The organism is Mycobacterium sp. 1274756.6 (genome assembly GCF_001668625.1).
Lineage (GTDB): Bacteria > Actinomycetota > Actinomycetes > Mycobacteriales > Mycobacteriaceae > Mycobacterium.
The window spans coordinates 1-20,884 of record NZ_LZLJ01000042.1 but is presented as its reverse complement, the minus strand read 5'-3'; the positions used below and the strand labels follow the sequence as shown (position 1 = coordinate 20,884).

General features: G+C 73.5%; 16 protein-coding genes and 1 pseudogene. 7 read left to right on the top strand and 10 right to left on the bottom strand.

Annotated features, from left to right (window positions below):
• Nucleotides 1–3: 3 nt before the first annotated feature.
• On the bottom strand, nt 4–384 hold the full coding sequence (locus A5643_RS05315) for a ferritin family protein (protein ID WP_197497656.1): 381 nt from the start codon (nt 382–384) through the stop codon (nt 4–6).
• Between the two features lie 199 nt (nt 385–583).
• Between A5643_RS05315 and A5643_RS05310 the strand changes: the two genes are divergently transcribed.
• Complete coding sequence (locus tag A5643_RS05310; RefSeq protein WP_231995464.1) at nt 584–2,095, top strand: DUF4153 domain-containing protein; 1,512 nt, start codon at nt 584–586, stop codon at nt 2,093–2,095.
• Between the two features lie 15 nt (nt 2,096–2,110).
• On the opposite strand, the gene A5643_RS05305 is transcribed toward A5643_RS05310, so the two are convergent.
• Together A5643_RS05305 and A5643_RS05300 are read right to left on the bottom strand one after the other, a co-directional pair.
• Nucleotides 2,111–3,580, bottom strand: coding sequence for an aldehyde dehydrogenase (locus A5643_RS05305; RefSeq protein WP_066852657.1), 1,470 nt, complete (start codon nt 3,578–3,580; stop codon nt 2,111–2,113).
• Between the two features lie 100 nt (nt 3,581–3,680).
• Nucleotides 3,681–4,457 carry a class I SAM-dependent methyltransferase gene (locus tag A5643_RS05300; RefSeq protein ID WP_066852655.1) on the bottom strand — a complete coding sequence of 259 codons (777 nt, stop codon included), beginning with the start codon at nt 4,455–4,457 and terminating at the stop codon, nt 3,681–3,683.
• A 107-nt stretch (nt 4,458–4,564) separates the two neighbouring features.
• Here A5643_RS05300 and A5643_RS05295 point away from each other — a divergent pair, with 107 nt between their 5' ends.
• Nucleotides 4,565–5,701: a glycosyltransferase family 4 protein gene (locus A5643_RS05295; RefSeq protein ID WP_231995465.1), complete on the top strand. Its 1,137-nt coding sequence runs from the start codon at nt 4,565–4,567 to the stop codon at nt 5,699–5,701.
• A 5-nt stretch (nt 5,702–5,706) separates the two neighbouring features.
• Here A5643_RS05295 and A5643_RS05290 read toward each other — a convergent pair whose 3' ends face one another.
• From A5643_RS05290 to pgfA, 3 genes are read right to left on the bottom strand one after another with little or no spacing between them, the layout of a single operon-like run.
• Complete coding sequence (locus A5643_RS05290) at nt 5,707–6,075, bottom strand: hypothetical protein (RefSeq protein WP_066852650.1); 369 nt, start codon at nt 6,073–6,075, stop codon at nt 5,707–5,709.
• 4 nt (nt 6,076–6,079) lie between these two features.
• Nucleotides 6,080–7,780, bottom strand: coding sequence for an MmpA family trehalose lipid delivery protein (locus A5643_RS05285; protein WP_066852710.1), 1,701 nt, complete (start codon nt 7,778–7,780; stop codon nt 6,080–6,082).
• Between the two features lie 7 nt (nt 7,781–7,787).
• Nucleotides 7,788–9,035 (bottom strand): cell envelope lipid trafficking protein PgfA, encoded by a 1,248-nt coding sequence (gene pgfA, locus A5643_RS05280; RefSeq protein WP_197497655.1) that lies wholly within the window; start codon nt 9,033–9,035, stop codon nt 7,788–7,790.
• Nucleotides 9,036–9,253: 218 nt separating this feature from the next.
• Between pgfA and A5643_RS05275 the strand changes: the two genes are divergently transcribed.
• Both A5643_RS05275 and A5643_RS05270 read left to right on the top strand, forming a co-directional pair.
• Nucleotides 9,254–10,516: an acyltransferase family protein gene (locus tag A5643_RS05275; RefSeq protein ID WP_082948744.1), complete on the top strand. Its 1,263-nt coding sequence runs from the start codon at nt 9,254–9,256 to the stop codon at nt 10,514–10,516.
• Nucleotides 10,513–11,799, top strand: coding sequence for an acetyl-CoA C-acyltransferase (locus A5643_RS05270; protein ID WP_066852645.1), 1,287 nt, complete (start codon nt 10,513–10,515; stop codon nt 11,797–11,799). Before A5643_RS05275 ends, A5643_RS05270 begins: the two co-directional genes overlap by 4 nt.
• 16 nt (nt 11,800–11,815) lie before the next feature.
• Here A5643_RS05270 and A5643_RS05265 read toward each other — a convergent pair whose 3' ends face one another.
• Complete coding sequence (locus A5643_RS05265) at nt 11,816–12,676, bottom strand: alpha/beta hydrolase (RefSeq protein ID WP_066852643.1); 861 nt, start codon at nt 12,674–12,676, stop codon at nt 11,816–11,818.
• Between the two features lie 174 nt (nt 12,677–12,850).
• On the opposite strand from A5643_RS05265, the gene A5643_RS05260 reads away from it, so the two are divergent.
• Genes A5643_RS05260 through A5643_RS05250 form a run of 3 tightly spaced genes read left to right on the top strand, consistent with a single transcriptional unit; the run spans nt 12,851 to nt 15,493 of the window.
• Nucleotides 12,851–13,528 (top strand): TetR/AcrR family transcriptional regulator, encoded by a 678-nt coding sequence (locus A5643_RS05260; RefSeq protein WP_066852641.1) that lies wholly within the window; start codon nt 12,851–12,853, stop codon nt 13,526–13,528.
• Entirely contained in the window at nt 13,525–14,514 is a 990-nt protein-coding gene (locus A5643_RS05255; protein WP_066852639.1) for a pirin family protein, read from the top strand. Before A5643_RS05260 ends, A5643_RS05255 begins: the two co-directional genes overlap by 4 nt.
• A gap of 37 nt (nt 14,515–14,551) precedes the next feature.
• Nucleotides 14,552–15,493: a R2-like ligand-binding oxidase gene (locus A5643_RS05250; RefSeq protein WP_066852637.1), complete on the top strand. Its 942-nt coding sequence runs from the start codon at nt 14,552–14,554 to the stop codon at nt 15,491–15,493.
• Between the two features lie 19 nt (nt 15,494–15,512).
• On the opposite strand, the gene A5643_RS05245 is transcribed toward A5643_RS05250, so the two are convergent.
• The 3 genes and pseudogenes from A5643_RS05245 to A5643_RS05235 form a co-directional block, all read right to left on the bottom strand.
• Entirely contained in the window at nt 15,513–16,886 is a 1,374-nt protein-coding gene (locus tag A5643_RS05245; protein WP_066852635.1) for an NADP-dependent succinic semialdehyde dehydrogenase, read from the bottom strand.
• Nucleotides 16,887–16,910: 24 nt separating this feature from the next.
• Nucleotides 16,911–18,341, bottom strand: coding sequence for a lipase maturation factor family protein (locus A5643_RS05240; protein WP_066852633.1), 1,431 nt, complete (start codon nt 18,339–18,341; stop codon nt 16,911–16,913).
• 60 nt (nt 18,342–18,401) lie between these two features.
• Nucleotides 18,402–20,802, bottom strand: a pseudogene (locus A5643_RS05235) (discoidin domain-containing protein); the annotation flags it as partial.
• Between the last annotated feature and the right edge of the window lie 82 nt (nt 20,803–20,884).

The window sequence follows — 20,884 nt, the reverse complement described above, 5'->3', positions numbered from 1 at the left end:
CGGCTACTGCTGCTGACCCTTCAGGCTGCCCACGTCCAGGGTGCCGCCCGCACCGGAGCCCACCTCCTCGCCCTCGGCGGCGGCTTCGGCGTTCTCCCCGTTCTCGACGATGTCGCCGTCGCGGAACAGGATGCCCTTGGCGATCGCCCGCCACTGCGGGGTCTTGCGCAGCAGGAACTCCAGGTCCATGCAGAAGTGCTTGTACTCCTCGCCGAGCGCGTTGGCCATGATCGCCCGGGACTCGGCGTCCGGCTCGATCGACATGCGCTGGCTGTACCAGCTGATCGCCTCCGCCTCCTCGGTGAGGTTCGCGCACATCCGGGCGAAGGTGCGGGTCTCCGCGGAGAGTTCGGCTGCCGGTTCGTGGTACTGGTCGAAGCCCATGGCTCCAGTGAACCACGGATTGAGCCGGCGCCGGGGCGGGCTACGCCCGACCGATTCGTGCGGGGTCCGACGCCGCCGAGCGCGGAGCGACCCGGCGTCCAAGTCCGCGCAATCTCTGCGGGAAGGGTCCCCGCCCGCCCCTTAGGGTCGGTTCCATGCACCGGATCCGTGCGCTCAGCCGGGAACAGCGGGGCACCGCGTGACGGTGGTGATCCCGGCTCCGGGTCCGCTGCACGGCCCGAGCCTGCCGGAGCCCGGCGAGCCGGGCTGGACGATCTGGCCGCGCCGGATCTGGCCGGCCGAGCCGATCGCCGCCGCGCCGGCGAAGGTGGTGGCGGCCGCCGCGGCCGCCGCGCTCGCGGGCACGCTGGTGTGGCGGGTGAGCGTGTTCAGCATCGGCTACCTGCTGGCCGGGCTGCTGGTGTTCGGCGCGGTCTACGGCACCGCCGGGCGGATGCCCACCCGCGCCGAGCGCGGCGGCATAGCTCTGACGCTCACGCTGTTGACCGTGCCCGCGGTCCTGGCCGCCGAGTGGGTGAACACACTCTGCGTCGCGAGCGCCTGGATGGTCGGCTGGTGCACGCTGGTCGGGGGGACCGGTTGGGGCTCGGTGCTGGTCGGACCGCTGTTGCCCTGGGTGCTGACCGCGCGGGTGGCCGGCTGGACCCGACGATCGATGCGGGACATCGCGGTGCCCGGCGGGCGGCGCGATCTGTGGCGAATCCTGCTGGTGCTGGCCGTCACCGCGGGGCTGTTGACGGTGTTCGGTCTGCTGTTCGCCGGCGCGGATGCCGCCTTCGCCCACCTGATCGACGCGTTGACGCCGCGCCTTGACGGTCCCGACCTGGCCGGTCGCGCCGGCGTGTTCGCCGTGGTGGCGGCGTTCGTGCTGTTCGGTGCCTACCTGCTGCGGTTCCCGCCGCGGCTCGGTCGACTGACCTGGTCGCCGCGGTCCGCGGTGGCCCGCTGGGAGTGGGCGGTGCCACTGGCGGCGCTGGACCTACTGGTCGCCGCGTTTCTCACGGTGCACCTCAGCGTGCTGTTCGGCGGGCACCGGCATGTGCTGGACACCGCGGGCCTGACCTATGCCGAGTACGCCCGGCAGGGCTTTTGGCAGCTGCTGGCGGTCTCGGCGTTGACGCTGCTGGTGATCGCGGCGACGGTGACCGTGGCCGGCCGGAGCACACCGGCCGATCGTCGGCTCCTCCGAATCCTGATCGGGACGCTGTGTGCGCTGTCGGTGGTGATCGTCGGTTCGGCGGTGCATCGGATGTGGCTCTACCAGCAGGCCTACGGGTTCACCGAGCTGCGCTTGTTGGTCATCACCGTGGAGTTCTGGCTGGCGGCGGCGTTCGTTCTGGTGTGCGTGGCCGGTGTCCGGATGTCGGGGCGGTGGCTGCCCCACGCGGTGTTGCACGCCGGTGCGCTGGCGGTGCTCGGCTTGGCGCTGATCAACCCGGACCGGTTCATCGCGGAACACAACATCGACCGCGCGGCGCGCACCGGGCAGTTGGACACCGCCTACCTCGGGCAGCTCTCCCCGGACGCACTGCCCGCGGTGGCGGCGCTGCCCGAGCCGACGCGGCGTTGCGTGCAGGCCGAGATCGGTGCGGTCGGGATTGAACCGTGGTACCAATTCAACCTGTCGCGGCACCGGGCCCAGCACCAGGCGCCGGCGGATCGGGCCGGTTGCCCGACGCGAACCCGCTGAGCGTGGACCGCCGGCTCAGTCCTCCATCGTGTAGCCCATCGGCATGAGCACACTCTTGTGTTGGGTGAAGTGCTCCACGCCCTCCGGGCCGTTCTCCCGGCCGATGCCGGAGTTCTTGAACCCGCCGAACGGCGAGCCCGGGTCGAAGGCGTACCAGTTGATGCCGTAGGTGCCGGTGCGCACCCGCTGGGAGATCTCGATGCCGCGGGGCACGTCGCTGGTCCACACGCTGCCGGCCAGGCCGTAGTCGGAGTCGTTGGCGATGGCCACCGCGTCGTCGACGCTGTCGTAGGGGATGACGCACAGCACCGGCCCGAAGATCTCCTCCTGGGCGATGGTCATCTTGTTGTCCACGTCGGCGAAGACCGTCGGCTGCACGAAGTGCCCGTCGTCCAGGCCCTCCGGGCGCCCGCCGCCGCAGACCAGCCGGGCGCCCTCCTCGATGCCCTTGGCGATGTAGCCCTCCACCCGGGCGCGCTGCTTCTCGTTGATCAGGGGGCCGATCTGGGCGGCCGGGTCGTCGGGCAGCCCGACCGGCAACGCCTCCACGACCCCCTTGACCGCGTCGACGATCTCCTCGTAACGGGAGCGCGGCGCCAGGATCCGGGTCTGGTTCACACAGCCCTGCCCGGCGTTCATCACCCCGGAGAACACCATCATCGGCACCGCGGTGGCCAGGTCCACGTCCTCCAGGACGATCGCGGCGGACTTGCCGCCCAACTCCAGCGTGCACGGCTTGAGCAGGTCGGCGGCGCGTTTGCCGATCTCCTTGCCCACCGCCGAGCTGCCGGTGAAGCTGAAGCAGTCCACGTCGGGGTTGGCGGTCAGCGCCTGCCCGGTCTCCACGCCGCCGGGCACCACCGACAGCACCCCCTCGGGCAGGCCGGCCTCGGCGAACACCTCCGCCAGCGCGTTGGCCGACAGCGGGGTCTCCGCGGCGGGCTTGAGCACCACCGTGCACCCGGCCAGCAGCGCCGGACCCAGCTTGTTCACGGCCAGGAACAGCGGCACGTTCCACGCCACGATCGCGGCGACCACACCGAGCGGCTCGCGGGTCACCAGCGTCTGCCCGTAGGAGCCGTTGCGGGTCTCCCGCCAGGTGACGTCGTCGGCGGCGCCGGCGAAGTAGGTCAGCGACCCCAGCGCGCCCAGCCACTGCATGGTCTCGACGATGGCCGGCGGTTGGCCGGTCTCGTCGGCCAGCAGTTTGGTGAACAGCTCTTTGCGTTCCTCCATCAGCGTGACCGCCTTGGCGATCACCGCGGCGCGCTCGGCGGGCGGGGTGGCCGGCCAGGGCCCGTTGTCGAAGGCGGCGCGGGCGGTGGCCACGGCGGTGTCGACGTCGGCCTTGGCCGCCAGCGGCACCTTGCCGACGTACGCGCCGGTGGCGGGGGAGTGCACCTCGATGACCTCGTCGGTGGACGGCTCGGTCCAGGTTCCGCCGAGGAAAAGCTTGTCGTACTCGGTGGGGGTGCTCTCGGGCATGGCGTGGGTGCTCCTTGGTCGTTACCGGGGTCGCTGCCGGGCTCGCTCTCGGCGGCGTAGGTCACACCCTACTCAGCCCACGGCAAGATTAGAACCTGTTTCAGTCAGGCGGTTGCAGCACCAGCACCAGGTTGCTCACCGCGAACTCGCGCAGCACCGGCACCCGGGTCAGCCACCACGCCCATCGCGGGTGGTAGCGGGGAAAAGCGGCGACCAGCGCCCCGCTGTGCCGGGCCCAGTCCAGCCCGGCGGCAGCCGAGACCGCGAACAGTGACGAGCCGTAGTTGTTCTTCGGCGGATGCCCGTGTTTGCGGGTGTAGCGGGCCGCGGCGCGCGCCCCGCCCAGATAGTGGGACAAGCCCATTTCGTGGCCGCCGAACGGCCCCAGCCACACCGTGTAGGACAGCACGGCCAGCCCGCCCGGGCGGGTCACCCGCAGCATCTCGGCGCCGAGCAGCCACGGGCGCGGCACATGCTCGGCGACGTTGGAGGACAAACAGATGTCCACGCTGGCGTCGGCGAACGGCAACGCCATGCCCGAGGCGCGCACGAACGTGGCGGCCGACGGCCCGGCGGGCCCGCCGGCGTGCATCTCCGAGGGGTCCGGCTCCACCCCGATATAGCGCAGCCCGGCGTCGGCGAACGCCGCCGCGAAATAGCCCGGGCCGCCGCCCACGTCGAGCACGGTGCGCCCGGCGGCCGGCTCGCCGTGGAGGCCGCGCCACAGATCGCACACCATGGTCGCGGTGTCGGCGGCCAGCGGGCCGTAGAAGCGGGCCGGTTCGGTCTGTTCGTAGCGGAACGCGCCCAGCAACCGCAGTGAGCGGCGCAGGGTGGCCCGCCCCGCGAAGCGGGCGGTTGACGAGGAACCGGCCATCACGGCTCAGCCTACGGCGACCATTAGGCTGGACCCCGATGCCAACCGCCGCCGTCGAGCCGCCGGGAGTCGAGCCGTCGCGCTCGACCCCCGACCGGGTCGGCTCGGTGCTGCTGCTGTGCTGGCGCGACACCGGCCATCCGCAGGGCGGCGGCAGCGAGACCTACCTGCAACGCATCGGCGCGGAGTTGGCCGCCGCCGGCGTCGCGGTCACCCTGCGCACCGCCCGCTACCCGGGGGTGGCACGCCACGACGTGGTCGACGGGGTGCGCATCGAACGGGCCGGCGGCCGCTACACCGTCTACCTGCGGGCGCTGGCGGCGATGGCCGGCGCCCGACTGCGGGTCGGCCCGCTGCGCCGGGTGCGCCCCGACGTGGTCGTCGACACCCAGAACGGGGTGCCGTTCCTGGCCCGGCTGCTCTACGGCCGCCGGGTGGTGGTGCTGGTGCACCACTGTCACCGCGCCCAGTGGCCGATGGCCGGGAAGCTGATGGGCCGGGTCGGCTGGTTCGTCGAATCCCGGCTCTCCCCGCGACTGCACCGGCGCAACCAGTACCTGACGGTCTCGCTGCCCTCGGTGCGCGACCTGGTTGAACTCGGGGTGCAGCCGGACCGGATCGCGGTGGTGCGCAACGGCCTCGACCGCGCACCGGCGGAGTCGCTGGCCGCGGCCCGCTCCGCGCAGCCGCGGGTGGTCGTGCTGTCCCGGCTGGTGCCGCACAAGCAGATCGAAGACGCGCTGGACACCGTCGCGGCGCTGCGCCCGCAGCTCCCGGCGGTGCACCTGGACGTGATCGGTGACGGCTGGTGGCGGCGACGGCTCGTCGAACACGCCGACCGGCTGGGCATCCGCGACGCGGTCACCTTCCACGGCCACGTCGACGAGAACACGAAACACGCGCTGCTGCAACGCTCCTGGGTGCAGCTGCTGCCGTCCCGCAAAGAGGGGTGGGGGCTGGCGGTGATCGAAGCGGCCCAGCACGCGGTGCCCACCATCGGCTACCGCTCCTCCGGCGGGCTGTGCGACTCGATCGTCGACGGGGTGACCGGGCTGCTGGTCGACGACCGCGGCCAGCTGGCCGCGGCGCTACGGCAACTACTGACCGACCCGGTGCTGCGCGACCAACTCGGCGGCAAAGCCCAGGCCCGCAGCGCCGAATTCTCCTGGCGCCAAAGCGCCGAATCGATGCGCACCGTGCTGGAGGCGGTCGCCGCGGGCCGCCAGATCAGCGGCGTCGTGTAGGCGGCTCAGACCCGCAGCGCGAGCTCGTAGCCGATCGGTACCACCACGACATAACCGAGCACCCCCACCGCGATCCCGATCAACGGATTCCAGCGCCGCCACGCCGCCAACGCCGCGCCGGCGGCGGCGCCGGCCAGCCCGCCGCCGACCGCCAGCCACGGCAGCAACACCAGCAGGTTCTGGCCGCGCGCCGAGAGCTGACAGACCCACTCGGTGTCGTCGCCGTGGCAGGGATCGGTGGCCATCGCCAGCGGCAGCATCAACACCAATGCCACCGCGCTGCCCGCCACCGCCAACGCCGTGGTCACCGCGACCAGCCAACCCCACTGGCGCCGCCTGCGCTGCGCGGCGCGGTCGGCGGGCGCATCGTTCACCCGGTCAGTCAACCACGCCGGACTCCGGGGTGCGGGCCCGCCGGGGCCGGCTCACCACGGCGGTGAGCACGATCAGCACCAGCCACAGCCCGTGTGCGGCCAGCACCGTGCCGCGCCGTAGGGCCGACGCCCCCTCGGCGTGGCCACCCACCCGGTAGAGGACCAGGTCGCCGTCGCGCACCGCCACCGGAAGCCGGTCCAACGTCCGTGCCGCCGCGCCGAATTCGCCGGCGCTGTCCGCCTCGACGACCACCCAGCCCACCCCGGCGGCCGCCAGCTCGGCCGGTGCGGCACCGCGGTGCAGCAACTGCTGCACCGCCCGCGCGTGGTCGCCCTCCCCGCGCACCGTCCGCCCGGAGACACTCAGATCCCCGGAGGAGAGCACCTCGGCGCGCACCCAGCGCGGCAACGGATCGAGCACCGGCCCGGCCCAGGGGAAGTGGCGCATCGGCCCGGCGGGCAGCACCGCCACCGGCCGGGGATCGGCGTTGATCGCCGCGGCCACCGCCGCCCACCCGGCCGGGTAGGACACCGGGGTCAGTCGCCCGCCCACCCCCCAGGCCAGATCCGGCAACACCGCCACCAGCGCCGCACAGCACAGCGCCGCCGCGACCGCGGGCCGCAACCAGCGGCGCAGCGCGACCACCGCGCCCGCGGCCGCCAGGGTGTAGCCGGGCACCGCCAGGGCCACCCATTTCTGTCCGTCCCGCAGCAGCCCCAGGCCGGGCGCCGCGTCGACCGCCGCGTGCAGCACCGCCAGCCCGGGCCCGGTGGCCAGCAGCGCGGGCACCACGATCGCCGGGCCCGCCAACACCAGCAGCGGCACCGCCGCGGCCCGCCGCGCCGCCACCGGCAACCCCAGCGCCACCACCGCGAGCAGCACCAGCGTCGCCACCACCGCGAACCACCCGGTCCGCGAGCCGGGCACCGCGTCGCCGTTCCAGATCCCGCCGAGCCCGGCCAGGCTGCCCAGCGTGCCCAGCCCCGGCTCGGCGCGGGCGGCGAACGCCACCACGCCGGTACCACCGGTCAGCGCCGGACCCAACGCGGCGGCCAGCAACCACGGCGTCGCCACCACCGCGGCGGCGCCGCCGGTCAGCGCGGCGCAACGACCCCGCGGCAGGCCCGGCCCGGGCGCGGCCACCGCCGCCAGCGCCACCGTCGCCGCCAGCAGCAGCCCGCTGGGGGTCAGCCCGGCCACCGCCAGCCAGAACACCGGCGCCGCGACATCCCGACCCCGGGTGCCGGCCCGGCCGCGCAGCCGCAGCACCGCCGCCGCCGACCACGGCAGACAGCCGTAGCCCAGCAGCAGGCTCCAATGCCCCTGCAGCAGCCGCTCGGCCACGAACGGATTCCACACCGCCACGGTGATGCCGACCAGCACCCCCGGGATGCCCGACTCCGGCAGCACCAGCCGCACCAGCCGCCCGGCGCCCACCCCGGCCAGCAGCACCGCGCCGACCAGCACCGCCTTGACCACGACGCCACCGTCGATCAGCTGGGAGGCCACCGCCATCGCGACGTCCTGGGGCACCGCGCGCGGGGCGGAACCGGCCAGTCCCAGCGCCGCGTCGGACAGATACGAGCGGGGGGTGGACACCGCGTCGCGCAGCAGCCAATACCCCGGCCGCAGCAGCGGCGCGGTCACCAGCAGGGTCAACGCCAGGGCATAGCCCGCCCCGGACCAGCGGCGCGCCCGGGTCACCCGGCGGCTAGCCGCGCGGCGGCGGTTCCGGGGAGCCCGGCTCACCGGGCGGGTCCGGCGGGCGGGTGGGCAGCTTCTCGGTGGCCGCTTCGGCCGCCGGCATCGGCTCCTCGGCCTTGGCGCGGCGGTTCAGCAGGCTGTCGAACAGGCCCTCGAAGAAGCCCTGCTCGGTGGTGTCGAGACCCGGGTCGACCAGCGCGGCCTCGCTGCGCACCGCGAAGGTCGCCAGCAGCACCCCGCCGACCAGCGCGATCAGGCCCGACGCGGCCAGCGTGATCGGCAAGATCCGCGACCACAGCGCCAGCCAGTCCCGCTGATCGCGGGCGATGCCGACCTGCTCCTCGACGGTCTGCTCGGTGGAGGTGACGGTGTAGTCCGCCAGCGTCGCCTCCGGCTTCAGCGGCTCGCGGGCGTAGTAGTGCTGGGCGCGTTCCTTGGCCTTGACGATGGTGCCCGACACCGGATCCACCCACAGCGTGCGCTGCGCCGCGTAGTAGCGGGTCATGGTGATCTCCTCGTCGGGCTCACCCTCGACACCCCACTGCGCGGCCGTGGTGGTGACCTCGCCGTCCTCGTTGTCGCTGTAGAGCGAGGGGTACTTGATCGGCTTGGTCAGCTTGCCCTCGGAGTTGTAGCCGACGTTCTGGGTGAAGCGGTACGCGGTGAGTCCGTTGACGTCGTCCTCGCCCTCGTAGTTGGCGTCGAACGCCTCCTGCGCGATCGGGTCGAAGTACGGGTAGCTCTTCTTCTCGGTGTGGAACGGGAACCGGTAGGCCAGCCCCTCGTGGGCCAACGGCAGCGGTTTGGGCGGGTTGTCGTCTTCGATGCTGCGCGGCTGCTGCACGGTGCCACCGGGGTGGTTGTCGTCGGAGACGGCCTCGGCGGTCTCCCGGTTGAGGGTGACGGTGTCGACCATCGCCAGCAGCAACCCGCTGTCCTTCTGCTTGTCGGTGCGGCGCACCGTGGAGCCGACCTGCAGGGTGACCACGTCGGCGTTCGCCGGGGATTCGACGCTGACCTGCTTCTGCGACACCAGCGGGACGTCCTCGTCGATGACGAAATGCTCACCGGCCAGCGACGCGGGATCCAATGCCGTGCCGCGGCCCTCGCTGACCAGGGTGGTGTCGATGTCGAGGGGGACTTTGGTGATCTGGCTGACCGTGTAGGTCGGCAGCAGCAGGGCGGCGATCAGCAGCGCGGCACCCAGGCCCAGCGCGCCGTACACCGTGACCCGCAACATGACTGCTCTGCTCACGTTGCCGTGCCCTCCTTCTGATCCGAGGCCTCCGAGGTCTGCGGGCCCCGGAGCGTCCGACCTGTGGGTACCCCCCGCGCAGGGAGAGCAGCCAGGCAAACTCTCCCGACCCTAACAGCAGAATTTAAGCGCCTCCTAACGGTCCCCGGGCGGGGTTGCGGCGAACAAATCCGGCCGTGGCCGAGCCGGGTCCCGCCCGCACCGGCAGACTGTCAGCCATGACCGTTGATGCGCAGGTCGGCGGGACCCGCAGTTTCCTGCCCGCCGTGGAGGGCATGCGGGCCTGCGCCGCCATGGGGGTGGTCATCACCCACGTGGCGTTCCAGACCGGGCACTCCAGTGGGATCAGCGGGCGGCTGTGGGGCCGGTTCGACCTGGCGGTGGCGCTGTTCTTCGCGCTGTCCGGCTTCCTGCTGTGGCGGGGGCACGCCGCCGCCGCCCGCGGCCTGCGCCACCGGCCGGCCACCGGGCACTACCTGCGGTCGCGCATCGTGCGGATCATGCCCGCCTACCTGGTGGCCGTGGTGGTGATCCTGGCGCTGCTGCCCGACGCGGTCGGGGCCAGCCGCACCGTGTGGCTGGCCAACCTGACCCTGACCCAGGTGTACGTGCCGCTGACCCTGACCCCGGGCCTCACCCAGATGTGGAGCCTGTCGGTGGAGGTCACCTTCTACCTGATGCTGCCGCTGCTGGCGCTGGCGGCCCGCCAGCTGCCGGTGCGCGGCCGCATCCCGGCCATTCTGGCCATGTCGGTGGCCAGCCTGGGCTGGGGTTATCTGCCGATCCACGCCGCGGAGGGGCTCAACCCGCTGAACTGGCCGCCGGCCTACGGCAGCTGGTTCGGGGCGGGGATGCTGCTGGCCGAACTCACCGTCAGCCCGCCCGGCTGGGTGCACCGGCTGGCGCAGCGCCGGCTGATCATGGCCGCCATCGTGGTGGTCACCTACCTGCTATCGGCGTCGCCGATCGCCGGCCCGGAAGGCATGACGCCGGCGACCGTCGGGCAGTTCGTGGTGCGCACCGGGCTCGGTGCGGTGCTGGCCGGGGCGCTGCTCGCCCCGCTGGTGCTCGACCGGCCCGACACCAGCCACCGGATCCTGGCCAGCCCGCTGATGGTCACCCTCGGCCGCTGGTCCTACGGCCTGTTCATCTGGCACCTGGCCGCGCTGACCATGACCTTCCCGATGATCGGCAAGTTCGCCTTCGCCGGCGACATGCCGGTGGTGCTGGCGCTGACCCTGCTACTGGGCTTCGCGATGGCCGCGGTGAGCTTCGCGCTGGTGGAGGAGCCCTGCCGGCTGGCGCTGCGCCGCTGGGAGTACCGGCGCACCCGCCGGGTGGCGCCGCTGGCCAGCGCGATCAGCGACGAACCCGCGATCGAGTTCCCCGCCGACCCCGTCGTCGGCCCCGACCCGGCCGGCCCGGCCGCCCCCGAATCGACACCGACCCAGACCGCACCGACAGCAGGGAGCCGCAGATGACCGAGACCCGCCGTGCCGTGATCGTCGCCGGGGCGCGCACGCCGTTCCGCCGGGCGTTCACCGACTTCACCAAGCTGGACACGATCGCGCTGGGGGCCGCCGCGGTCGCCGGGCTGCTGGGGCGGGTGGGGCTGCCCAAGACCGAGATCGAGGCGATGGTGTGGGGCGGGGTGATCCTGCCCAGCGGCGCACCCAACGTGGCGCGTGAGATCGCGCTGGACCTCGACTTCGACCCCGGCTGTGAGGGCTACACCGTCACCCGGGCCTGCGCGTCGGGGCTGCAGGCGATCACCTCGGCGGCGGCCGCCATCGAACGCGGCGAGTACGACGTGATGATCGCCGGCGGCAGCGATTCCACCTCCAACGCCGAGATCAAGATGCCGCAGAAGGTGGTGCACGCCGCCGCGCCGGTCGCCTTGGGCAAGCCGGGCTGGCGGGACTACCTGCAGGTGCTCGCCGAGCTCGCGCCGTTCACCGACATCTGGCCGCGCCAGCCCAAGATCGCCGAACGCACCACCGGGGAGGTGATGGGCGAGTCGGCCGAGAAGATGGCCCGCATCCACGGCGTCACCCGCGCCGAACAGGACGAGTTCGCCGCCCGCTCCCACCACCGCGCCGCCGCCGCCATCGCGTCCGGCCGCTTCGACGACGAGGTCGTCGCGGTCACCACCGACAAGGGCGCCACGATCAGCGCGGACGGCCAGGTGCGCGCCGACACCAGCGTGGCCAAACTCGCCCGCCTCAAACCGGTCTTCGCCGCCGACGGCACGGTCACCGCCGGCAACGCCAGCCCGCTGACCGACGGGGCGGCGGCGGTGCTGCTGATGAGCGAGGCCAAGGCCCGCGCACTGGGACTGACCCCGCTGGCGGCGTTCCGGTCGTGGAGTTACGTCAGCGTCGACCCCAAAGACCAGGTGCTGATCGGCCCGGCGATCTCGATGCCGCACGCGCTGGCCAAGGCGGGCATGAAACTGGCCGACGCCGACCGGGTCGACATCCACGAGGCGTTCGCCGCCCAGACCCTCTCGGTGCTGCGGGCGTTGGACAGCCGCGACTGGGCCCGCGACCGGCTGGGCCGCGACGAGGCGGTCGGCAGCGTCGACCCGGATCGGCTCAACGTGCACGGCGGGTCGGTGGCGTTGGGCCACCCGTTCGGGGCCACCGGCGCCCGGATGGTCACCACGATGGCCAACGAACTGGGCCGCACCGACGCCGAGACGGCGCTGCTGGGTATCTGCGCCGCCGGCGGCATCGGCGCCTCGGCGGTGCTCGAGCGGGTTTGAGCTGTACCCGGGCCGATCAGCCGGCCAGCACCGCGCGCAGGTGGGCGGCGAAGTCGGCCGGGTCGCCGCCCATCCCCGAGCCGTCCTCGGCGAGGAAGCCGGCGTGGCCGCCGGGGAACACGCTCGGGCTCAGCCCCAGCCGGTCGGCGAGGGCGGTAGTGGTGCGGCCGGTGACGATGTCACGCGATTTCTCGCCGATGCCCAGCACCAGCCTGGTCGGGGTGTCGCGCAGCGCCACCAGGTCGGGCTGCCAGCCGATGCAGGGCCGGTTCTGCCACAGCAGCGGGTCGGTGCGGTCGCCGTTGTCGGCGGTCGGCAGACCGAACGCCGCCGGGTCGGGGGCGGGAGCGGTCAGGTCCGCCGCGGTGAACGGGCCGCGATGGGCGACCAGGGTCAGAAACTGCGCCATCGCCGGGCCGAACCCCTCGCGGTCGTAGGTGGCATACATCCGCTCGGCGACGGCGGTGGCGTACGCCCGGTCGGGCAACACCGCGTAGAGCGGTGGTTCGTGGGCGACCACGGTGCGCAGGGGCCCGCCGGCGACCACCCAGGCCAGGGCGTTGATCGCGCCGCCGCTGCTGGCGAAGACGTCGGCCCGCTCGACGCCGGCGGCGTCGAGCACCCGCTGCAGGTCCGCGGCGTGGTCCTCGGGGGTGTTGATCCGGCGCGGGTCGTCGACGGTGCTGCGCTCGCAGCCGCGCGGGTCGTAGGTGAGCACCGGCCGGTCGGTGAACTCGGCGGCCAGCCCGGCGAAGTGCCCGGCCGCCATCGGGGAGCCGATCAGCATCAGCGGGGTGCCGCCGCGGTGTTCGCCGTGCACGTCGTAGGTGAGCACCGCGCCGCGGCCGGGCACGGTGGCGGTGCGTGGGCGGGTCACGCCGACCCTCCGCCGCGGTGCCAGTCGGCGAGTTGTTCGTCCCAACGAGCCCGGTCCACGATCGGCGGTAATGCGGTGGCGGTCACGGCTCCTCCTCGAACCCGCTGATGTTCACGGCGTCAACATTGTTAATGTGGACACTGTACACACGAACTGGAGGGGCTCGTCAAGACCATGGCGGCAACACGCGGCGACCACACCCGCTACCACCACGGCAACCTGGCGGCGGCGCTGGTGGAAGCGGGACTGGCCGCCACCCGCACCGCCGGAGCGGCCGGGCTCGGTATCCGCGAGATCACCCGCCGGGTGGGGGTGACCCCCAACGCCGCCTACCGGCACTTCGCCGACCGGCGGGCGCTGGCGGCGGCGGTCTCCGGCGCCATCCAGGAGCGGATGGCCGACCGGATGGCCGGGGTCGGGGCCGCCGCCGGTTCGTCGGCCGACGCGGCGGTGGCCCGGCTGCGGGCGGTCGGGCTGGGCTACATCGGTTTCGCCCTCGACGAGCCCGGCTGGTTCAGCGTGGCGTTCTTCGGCGACACCGATGACGCCGAGGCGGCGTCCGAGGCCGGGGCGGCCCCGCCCTACCTGCGGCTCGTCGAGGCGCTCGACGGGTTGGTGGCCGCGGCGGTGCTCACCCCGGAGCGCCGCGACGGCGCCGAGTGGCCCTGCTTCGCCGCCGTCCACGGCTTCGCCGAACTGGCGTTGCACGGGCCGTTGCGCGCCGCACCCCGCGCCGACCTCGACCGGCTGGCCGCCCGCACCGTCGACGCCGTCATCGCCGGTGTCCTCGACCCGGGATCGGCAGACTGGGGGCAGCAGGCGTCGCAGCGAAAGGCACGGCCGAGACCATGAGCAACACCGAGACCCACCCCGTCGAACTGCACGGCCGGGCCGGCCCCTGCCCGCGCGACGACGCCGGCTACCCGCTGGTCGAGGTGCTCACCTCCCGCGCTGTGCCGCTGGGCGGGCCGCGGGCGATGACCGTGCGCCGCACCCTGCCGCAACGGCAGCGTTCCCTGATCGGCGCCTGGTGCTTCGTCGACCACTACGGCCCCGACGACGTCGCCGCCACCGGCGGCATGGACGTCCCGCCGCACCCGCACACCGGTCTGCAGACGGTCAGCTGGCTGTTCGACGGGGAGATCGAGCACCGCGACAGCGGCGGCGTGCACGCCCGGGTGCGGCCCGGCGAGCTGAACCTGATGACCGGCGGACACGGCATCTGCCACTCGGAGGTCTCCACCGCGGCCACCACCACCCTGCACGGCGCGCAGCTGTGGGTGGCGCTGCCCGACGCCGCGCGCGGTGCCGACCGCGACTTCCAGCACCACGCCCCGCCGGTGACCCGGCTCGGCGGCGGCTCCGCCAAGGTGTTCCTCGGCGAGCTGGCCGGACACCGCTCCCCGGTCGCCACCTTCACCCCGCTGCTGGGCGCCGAGCTCACCGTGGACCCCGGCGCGCGGATGCCGGTCGCGGTGGACCCGGCCTTCGAACACGGCGTGCTGGTCGACAGCGCCGCGCTGCACCTGGCCGACACCGCCCTCGCGGGCGGCGATCTCGGCTACGTCGGCGCCGGGGAGGCGACGCTGACCCTGACCAACCCGACCGACCGGCCGGCCCGGGCGCTGCTGCTCGGCGGGGCGCCGTTCGACGAGCCGATCGTGATGTGGTGGAACTTCGTCGGCCGCAGCCACGAGGAGATCGTCGGCTACCGCCGGGAGTGGCAGGACGAAGCCGACCGGTTCGGTCGGGTCGCCGGTTACCCCGGCGCCCGACTGCCCGCACCGCCGCTGCCCAACGCCCGGCTGCGGCCCCGCCGCAATCCCCCTGCGCCGTGACCGTCGTCACAGTACGGTGGGCGGTGGAGGTGCGCACATGTCCACGACCCGAAACCACTACGGTTCACTGACCGGCTTGAACTGGGCGAGCATGCCGCTGAAGCTGTTCGCCGGCGGCAACGCCAAATTCTGGGACCCCACCGACATCGACTTCTCCCGGGACCGCGCGGACTGGGAGCGCCTGACCGACCGCGAGCGCGACATCGCCACCCGGCTGTGCGCCCAGTTCATCGCCGGGGAGGAGGCCGTCACCACCGACATCCAGCCGTTCATGGCCGCGATGCGCGCCGAGGGCCGCCTCGCCGACGAGATGTATCTGACCCAGTTCGCCTTCGAGGAAGCCAAACACGTCCAGGTGTTCCGGCTCTGGCTCGACGCCGTCGGCATCGCCGACGACCTGCACCGCTACCTCGACGACCTGCCCGCCTACCGGCAGATGTTCAACGAGGAACTGCCGCAGGCGCTGCACGCGCTGAGCGCCGACGCCTCACCGGCCGCCCAGATCCGCGCCTCGGTGACCTACAACCACATCGTGGAGGGCATGCTCGCGCTCACCGGCTACCACGCCTGGCAGCGGATCTGCACCGAACGCGACATCCTGCCCGGCATGCAGGAACTGGTCCGGCGCATCGGCGACGACGAGCGCCGCCACATGGCCTGGGGCACGTTCACCTGCCGCCGCCACGTCGCCGCCGACGACGCGAACTGGGCGGTGTTCGAGGACCGGATGAACGAGTTGATCCCGTTGGCCCTGAAGGTCACCGAGGGCGTCTTCGACATCTACGGCGACGACATCCCGTTCGGCATGACCGTCGAGGAGTTCACCAGCTACGCCAGCGACAAGGGCATGCGCCGGTTCGGCACCATCGCCAGCGCCCGCGGCCGGCCGCTGGAGGAGATCGACCTGGACTACTCGCCGCTGCAGCTGGAGGACACCTTCGCCGACGAGGACCGCGAGGCGCTGGCCGCGCTGGGCTGACCGGCGTGCCGGCGGATCCTCAGCCCACCCACACCGTCTTGGTGTTGCAGAACGCCAGGATGCCGTTGCCCGCCAGTTCCCGGCCGTACCCCGAGCGCTTGATGCCGCCGAACGGCAACTCCGGGTAGGACACCGTCATCCCGTTGATGAACACCTGCCCGGCCTCGATCTCGTCGATGAACCGCTGCTGCTCGTCCGCGTCGGTGGTCCAGGCGTTCGAGCCCAACCCGAACGGGGTGGCGTTGGCGACCTGCAGCGCCTCGTCGATGCTGTCCACCCGGTACAGCCCGGCCACCGGCCCGAACACCTCCTCGGTGTACAGCGCCATCTCCGGGGTGATACCGGTGACCACCGTGGGCGGGTAGTACCAGCCCGGGCCGTCGGGGCGCGCGCCGCCGCAGGCGATCGTCGCACCCGCGGCCACCGCGTCGTCGACCTGCTGGGCCACCTCGTCGCGGCCGGACTCGGTGGCCAGCGGACCCACGTCGGTGTCCGGGTCGGTCGGGTCACCGACGGTCAGCGCCTCCATGCCCGCCACGAACTTCGCCGCGAACTCGTCGTAGACGTCCGTGTGGACGATGAACCGTTTCGCCGCGATGCAGGACTGCCCGTTGTTCTGGACCCGGGCGGTGACCGCGGTCCGGGCGGCGGCGTCCAGATCGGCCGAGGGCATCACGATGAACGGGTCGCTGCCGCCGAGTTCGAGCACCGTCGGTTTGATCTCGTCGCCGGCGACCGCCGCGACAGCCCGGCCGGCGGGCTCGCTGCCGGTCAACGTCGCCGCCGCCACCCGCGGGTCACGCAGGATGCCCTCCACCTTGTCCGAGCCGATCAGCAGGGTCTGGAAGCAGCCGTCGGGGAACCCGCCCCGGCTGAGCACATCGGCGAGATACAGCGCGGTCTGCGGGACATTGGAGGCGTGCTTGAGCAGCCCGACGTTGCCGGCCATCAGGGCGGGCGCGGCGAACCGCACCGCCTGCCACAGCGGGAAGTTCCACGGCATCACCGCCAGCACCACCCCCAGCGGCAGGTGGCGGGTGTAGGCCCGGGCCGCGCCGACCGCCTCGGCGTCGGCGGGCACGTCGGCCAGCAGCGCCTCGGCATTGTCGGCGTAGTACCGGAACCCCTTGGCCGACTTGAGCGCTTCGGCCTTGGCCGAGGCCAGCGTCTTGCCCATCTCCAGGGTCATCATCGCGGCCACCTCGTCGGCCTCGGCCTCGAGCAGATCCGCGGTCGCGCGCATCCACTCGGCGCGCTGAGCGAAGCCGGTGTGGCGGTAGTCGCCGAACCGGGCGTGCGCGCGCGCCACCACCGCCTCGATCTCCTCGTCGGTCGCCGGCGTGAAGGTCTTGACGACCTCACCGGTCGCGGGGTTGGTGGTGGCGATGGACACGGAACCTCCTTGGTAGGCGCGCGGTCAAGCGCTCGCGGCGGGCGGATGTGCCTCACCCCGGAGCGTAACCGGTCTCACATACGGCCCGATCGGAGTCCGATGCCACCACGCCCGATCGCGGCGTAATTCGGCCGGGGTGGTGAACCGGTAGCGGTAGAGCTGGGCGCGCACATAGCGGGGCGGGGCGTGCGGGAACGGGTTGTGCGCCAGCAGCCGCAGCGTCGGCGCGTCGTTGTGCAGCAGCCGCAGCAGGAACGGCTCCAGCCAGTCCTCGGCGTAGGACGGGGAGATGGCCGCGAACCACATCAGCCAGTCCAGGCGCAGGTGATACGGCGCCCACTGCCGGGGCAGCCGGCGCGGGTCGCCGGGTTTGCCCTTGAAGCCGTACTCGCGCCACACCGTCGCCTCGGTGAGCTCCGCGTCCGCGGTGCCCTCGATGACCACCTCGTAGCGGCTGCGGCCGACGCTGCCGAACGCGCCGTAGGTGTTGACCAGCCGGCAGGGGTTGAACGAGGCGTTCATCCGCTGCCGCGACGAGATGAGGTTGCGCACCGGCCAGTAGCTGAGCGCCACGATCAGCGCGGTCGCGGCCGCCACCGCCACCACGAACCAGGTCGGCGCCGCGGGTAGCGCCGGGGTCTCGCCGGGCCACACCAGCACCCCGCCGGCCAGCACGATCGTCAGCCAGTTCAGCCAGGCGAAGTTGCCCGAGGCGACCAGCCACAGCTGGGTGACGATGATGATCGCCGCCGCGCCCGCGGCGATCGGCTGCGGCGCGAACAACCCGAACGGCACCACCAGTTGCGCGACGTGGTTGCCGGCCACCTCCACCCGGTGCAGCGGTTTGGGCAGGTGGTGGAAGAACCAGCTCAGCGGGCCGGGCATCGGCTGGGTCTCGTGGTGGTAGTCCAGGCAGGTCAGGTCCCGCCAGCACGGGTCGCCGCGCAGTTTGATCAGGCCGGCGCCGAACTCCACCCGGAACAGCAGCCAGCGGAACAGCCACAGCACCAGCACCGGCGGGGCGACGTCGTCGTTGCCGAGGAAGATCGCCAGGAAACCGGCCTCCAGCAGCAGCGACTCCCAGCCGAACGCATACCACTGTTGCCCGACGTTGACGATCGACAGGTAGGCCACCCACAGCGCCAGCCAGGCCAGCATCGTCGCCCACAGCGGCACCAGGTTGGTGGCGCCGGCGACGATCGCGGTGGCCAGCAGCGCACCCGTCCAGCAGACCGCGGCGAAGAACCGGTCGGAGTAGTGCCAGTGGAAGACGCTCGGCGCCTGGCGGAAGGAGCGCCGGGCCAGGAACCGCGGGATCGGCAGGATGCCCCGCGCGCCCAGCAGCGGCCGGAACTGCAGCGCCGCCGCGAGGAAGGCGACCAGGTAGATCGCGGCGATCCCGCGTTCCAGCAGCAGCCGACCCAACCAGTACTGCGGTGCGCTGAACCAGTCCATGCCGTCAGCTCCTCGGGCGGATCTCGCCTCCCAGGGTAGGAGCGGACACCGGCGCCGGCATCACTGCGGCCGCCGGCCGCGCGGCAGCACCGCCACCGCCACCGCGAGCACCGACAGCAGCGCCATCAGCTGCACCCCGGCGGCGTGCCCGATGTAGCCGTCCACCGACCGCCACGGGTAGCGGGCCAGCACCGCGCCGGCCGCGGTCAACCCGCCCGCAGCCGACCCGAGCAGCACGGCGGCGAACCGCTCGGGGCGCAGCAGCCGGCGCAACCCGAGCAGGGCCGCCCCCACCGCCGCCCCCGCCGGCCCGGCGATCAGGGTGGCGGCGGCCAGGACACCCAGTGCCGCGGCGACCGCCCCCGGCGCCCATGGCCGGGCCTGCGGCCCGGCGTCGTCGCGGCGGCGCCGCCGCCACCCGGCGAGCAGCGCCAGCAGCGGCAGCAGCGCCAGCCCGCCGGCCAGCCCGGCCCGATACCAGCTGTTCGACGGAAAGCTCAGGGTGACGGTGCCCGCGGTGCCGGCCGGGACGACCCAGCCCTGCTGCCAGCCGTTGACGGTCACCGCCGTCAGCGGCCGGCCGGACTCGGTGTGCGCCACCCAGCCCGGGTTGACGCTCTCCGGCACCACCAGCACCCGGTCTCGATCGGCGGGGCGCAGCCGCACCTCGCGGCGATCGGCGCGCCACACCCCGGTCGCGGCGGTGTCGGTGGCGGCCGGCGCCGCGGCGGGGGCGTGCGGGTCGCTCAGCCGGGCGCCGTCGACCACGAAGGCCGAGCCGGGACTGACCAGCAGTTCCTGATGGCCCGGCGGCAGCGCGATCGGGGCGGTGTCGCAGGGGCGGGCCGCGACCGGGTGCCCGTCGAGCAGGTCACCGACGGTGGTGCTGATCGTGGTGGGTACGAACCGGCCCGCCACCGCCACCACCGGGCCCTGCCCGCAGCCGATCGTCACCGGCCGGGACCGGTTGGCCGCCGGGTCGGCGGCGGCCACCGGCTCGTGGTCGGGCCCCAGCGCGGTCACCTCGGCCAGCCCGGGCGGTTTGAGCTGATCGAAGCCGAGCGCGGTGCGGTCGATGACGTCGTCCCAGTCCAGCAGGCTGACGCTGACGGTGTCGGTGACGTGCGGCGCCAACCGCAGGGTGTGCGGGCCCGCGCCGCGCGGCAGCGGCCGCACCTGCGGGCCGTTGCCGAGGTTGACCGCCACCATCGTGGGCCGGGTCGGCACCTCGGAGCGGGCCGCGGTCAGCCGCACCCCGCTCACCGGCACCGGTTCGGGCAGCCGCAACGTCACCGTCGGCGGGGTCTTGTGCTGCACCACGCGCTGCGGGGCGCTCCAGGCGGTGTCCGGGTCGCCGTCGGCGGCGGCATAGGCCGAGCCGAGCACGTCGATGAGGTCGGAGTCGCCGACGGCGCGGGCGGCGCCGGGCTCGGCGATCAGGTCGGCCAGCGGCGGGCCCTGCCGCGGCCGCAGCCACACCGTCGGGGTCACCGACACCGGCCGGCGCACCGTCAGGGTCCGGCTGAACACCTCCTGCTCCTCGGGGGCGAGGCTCATCGGCGCGGCGCACCGCAGGCCGCTGGGACTGTCGGCGCAGCCCACCCGACCCAGCAGCTCCGATCCCAGGTCCCAGGCGCCGACCGCCGAACCGGGCGGCGGCCCGGGCACCTGCAGGGTGTGGCGCAGTTCGACCGGGTGGGCGAAGCCGGACGCGTCGTAGGCGGTGACCGCCAGGTCGGTGATGCCGAACTGCACCCCGGAGGAGCCGTCGTCGGTGGCCACCGCGGTCAGCCGCACCCAGGGGGTCTCGCCGTAGGGCAACGCCGCGCTCAGCGGTTGGCCGGCCTCGTCGAACTGCAAGGAGGTGGTGCCGTTGGGGGTCTCCACCTGGATGCGGCGCACCTGCGCGCCGACCGCGGTGGCGCTGGGGGTGACGGTGATGGTGCCGCTGGTCAGCGGGTGGTCGAAGTCGATCTGCAGCCACTGCCCGACCGCCGCCTGCAGCGAGTTGGACACCCAGGCGGTGCCGGAGTCCCCGTCGACGGCGGCGGCCGGGGAGGTCGCCGGGTTGACGTCGGGCAGGGCGGTGGCGTCGGCGGCCGAGCTGGAGACGCTGATCCGTCCGCCGGTCCAGGCGCTGACCACCCGGTGGGCGCCGGGCACCGGATAGTCGGGCACCCGGTTGTGGGTGTGGCGGATGTCGTCGAGCGCCCGCGCCGCCGACGAGTGGTGGTCGACGCGGCCGTAGTCGGTCTCCCGGGCGACCGGGGTGTCGGTCACCGTCACCACCGGCGCGTCCAGCCCGGCGCTGCGGGCGTCGGCGGTGAGCAGCGCCGGGCCCAGCGGCGGCTCGCCGCGCAGCCGCCGGCGCTCGTCGAGTCGCAGCAGCACCTCCGGCCCCCCCGGGCCCCGGGGGGGGGCGGGGGCGGGGGGCCAGGTAGGGGGCACCCGGGGGGGGGGGGGGCGGGGGGGGCGGGGGGGGGGGGGGCGCCGGCGCGGCGCGGGGCGGGGCGGCCCCGGGGGGGGGGGGGAGCGGAAGGGGG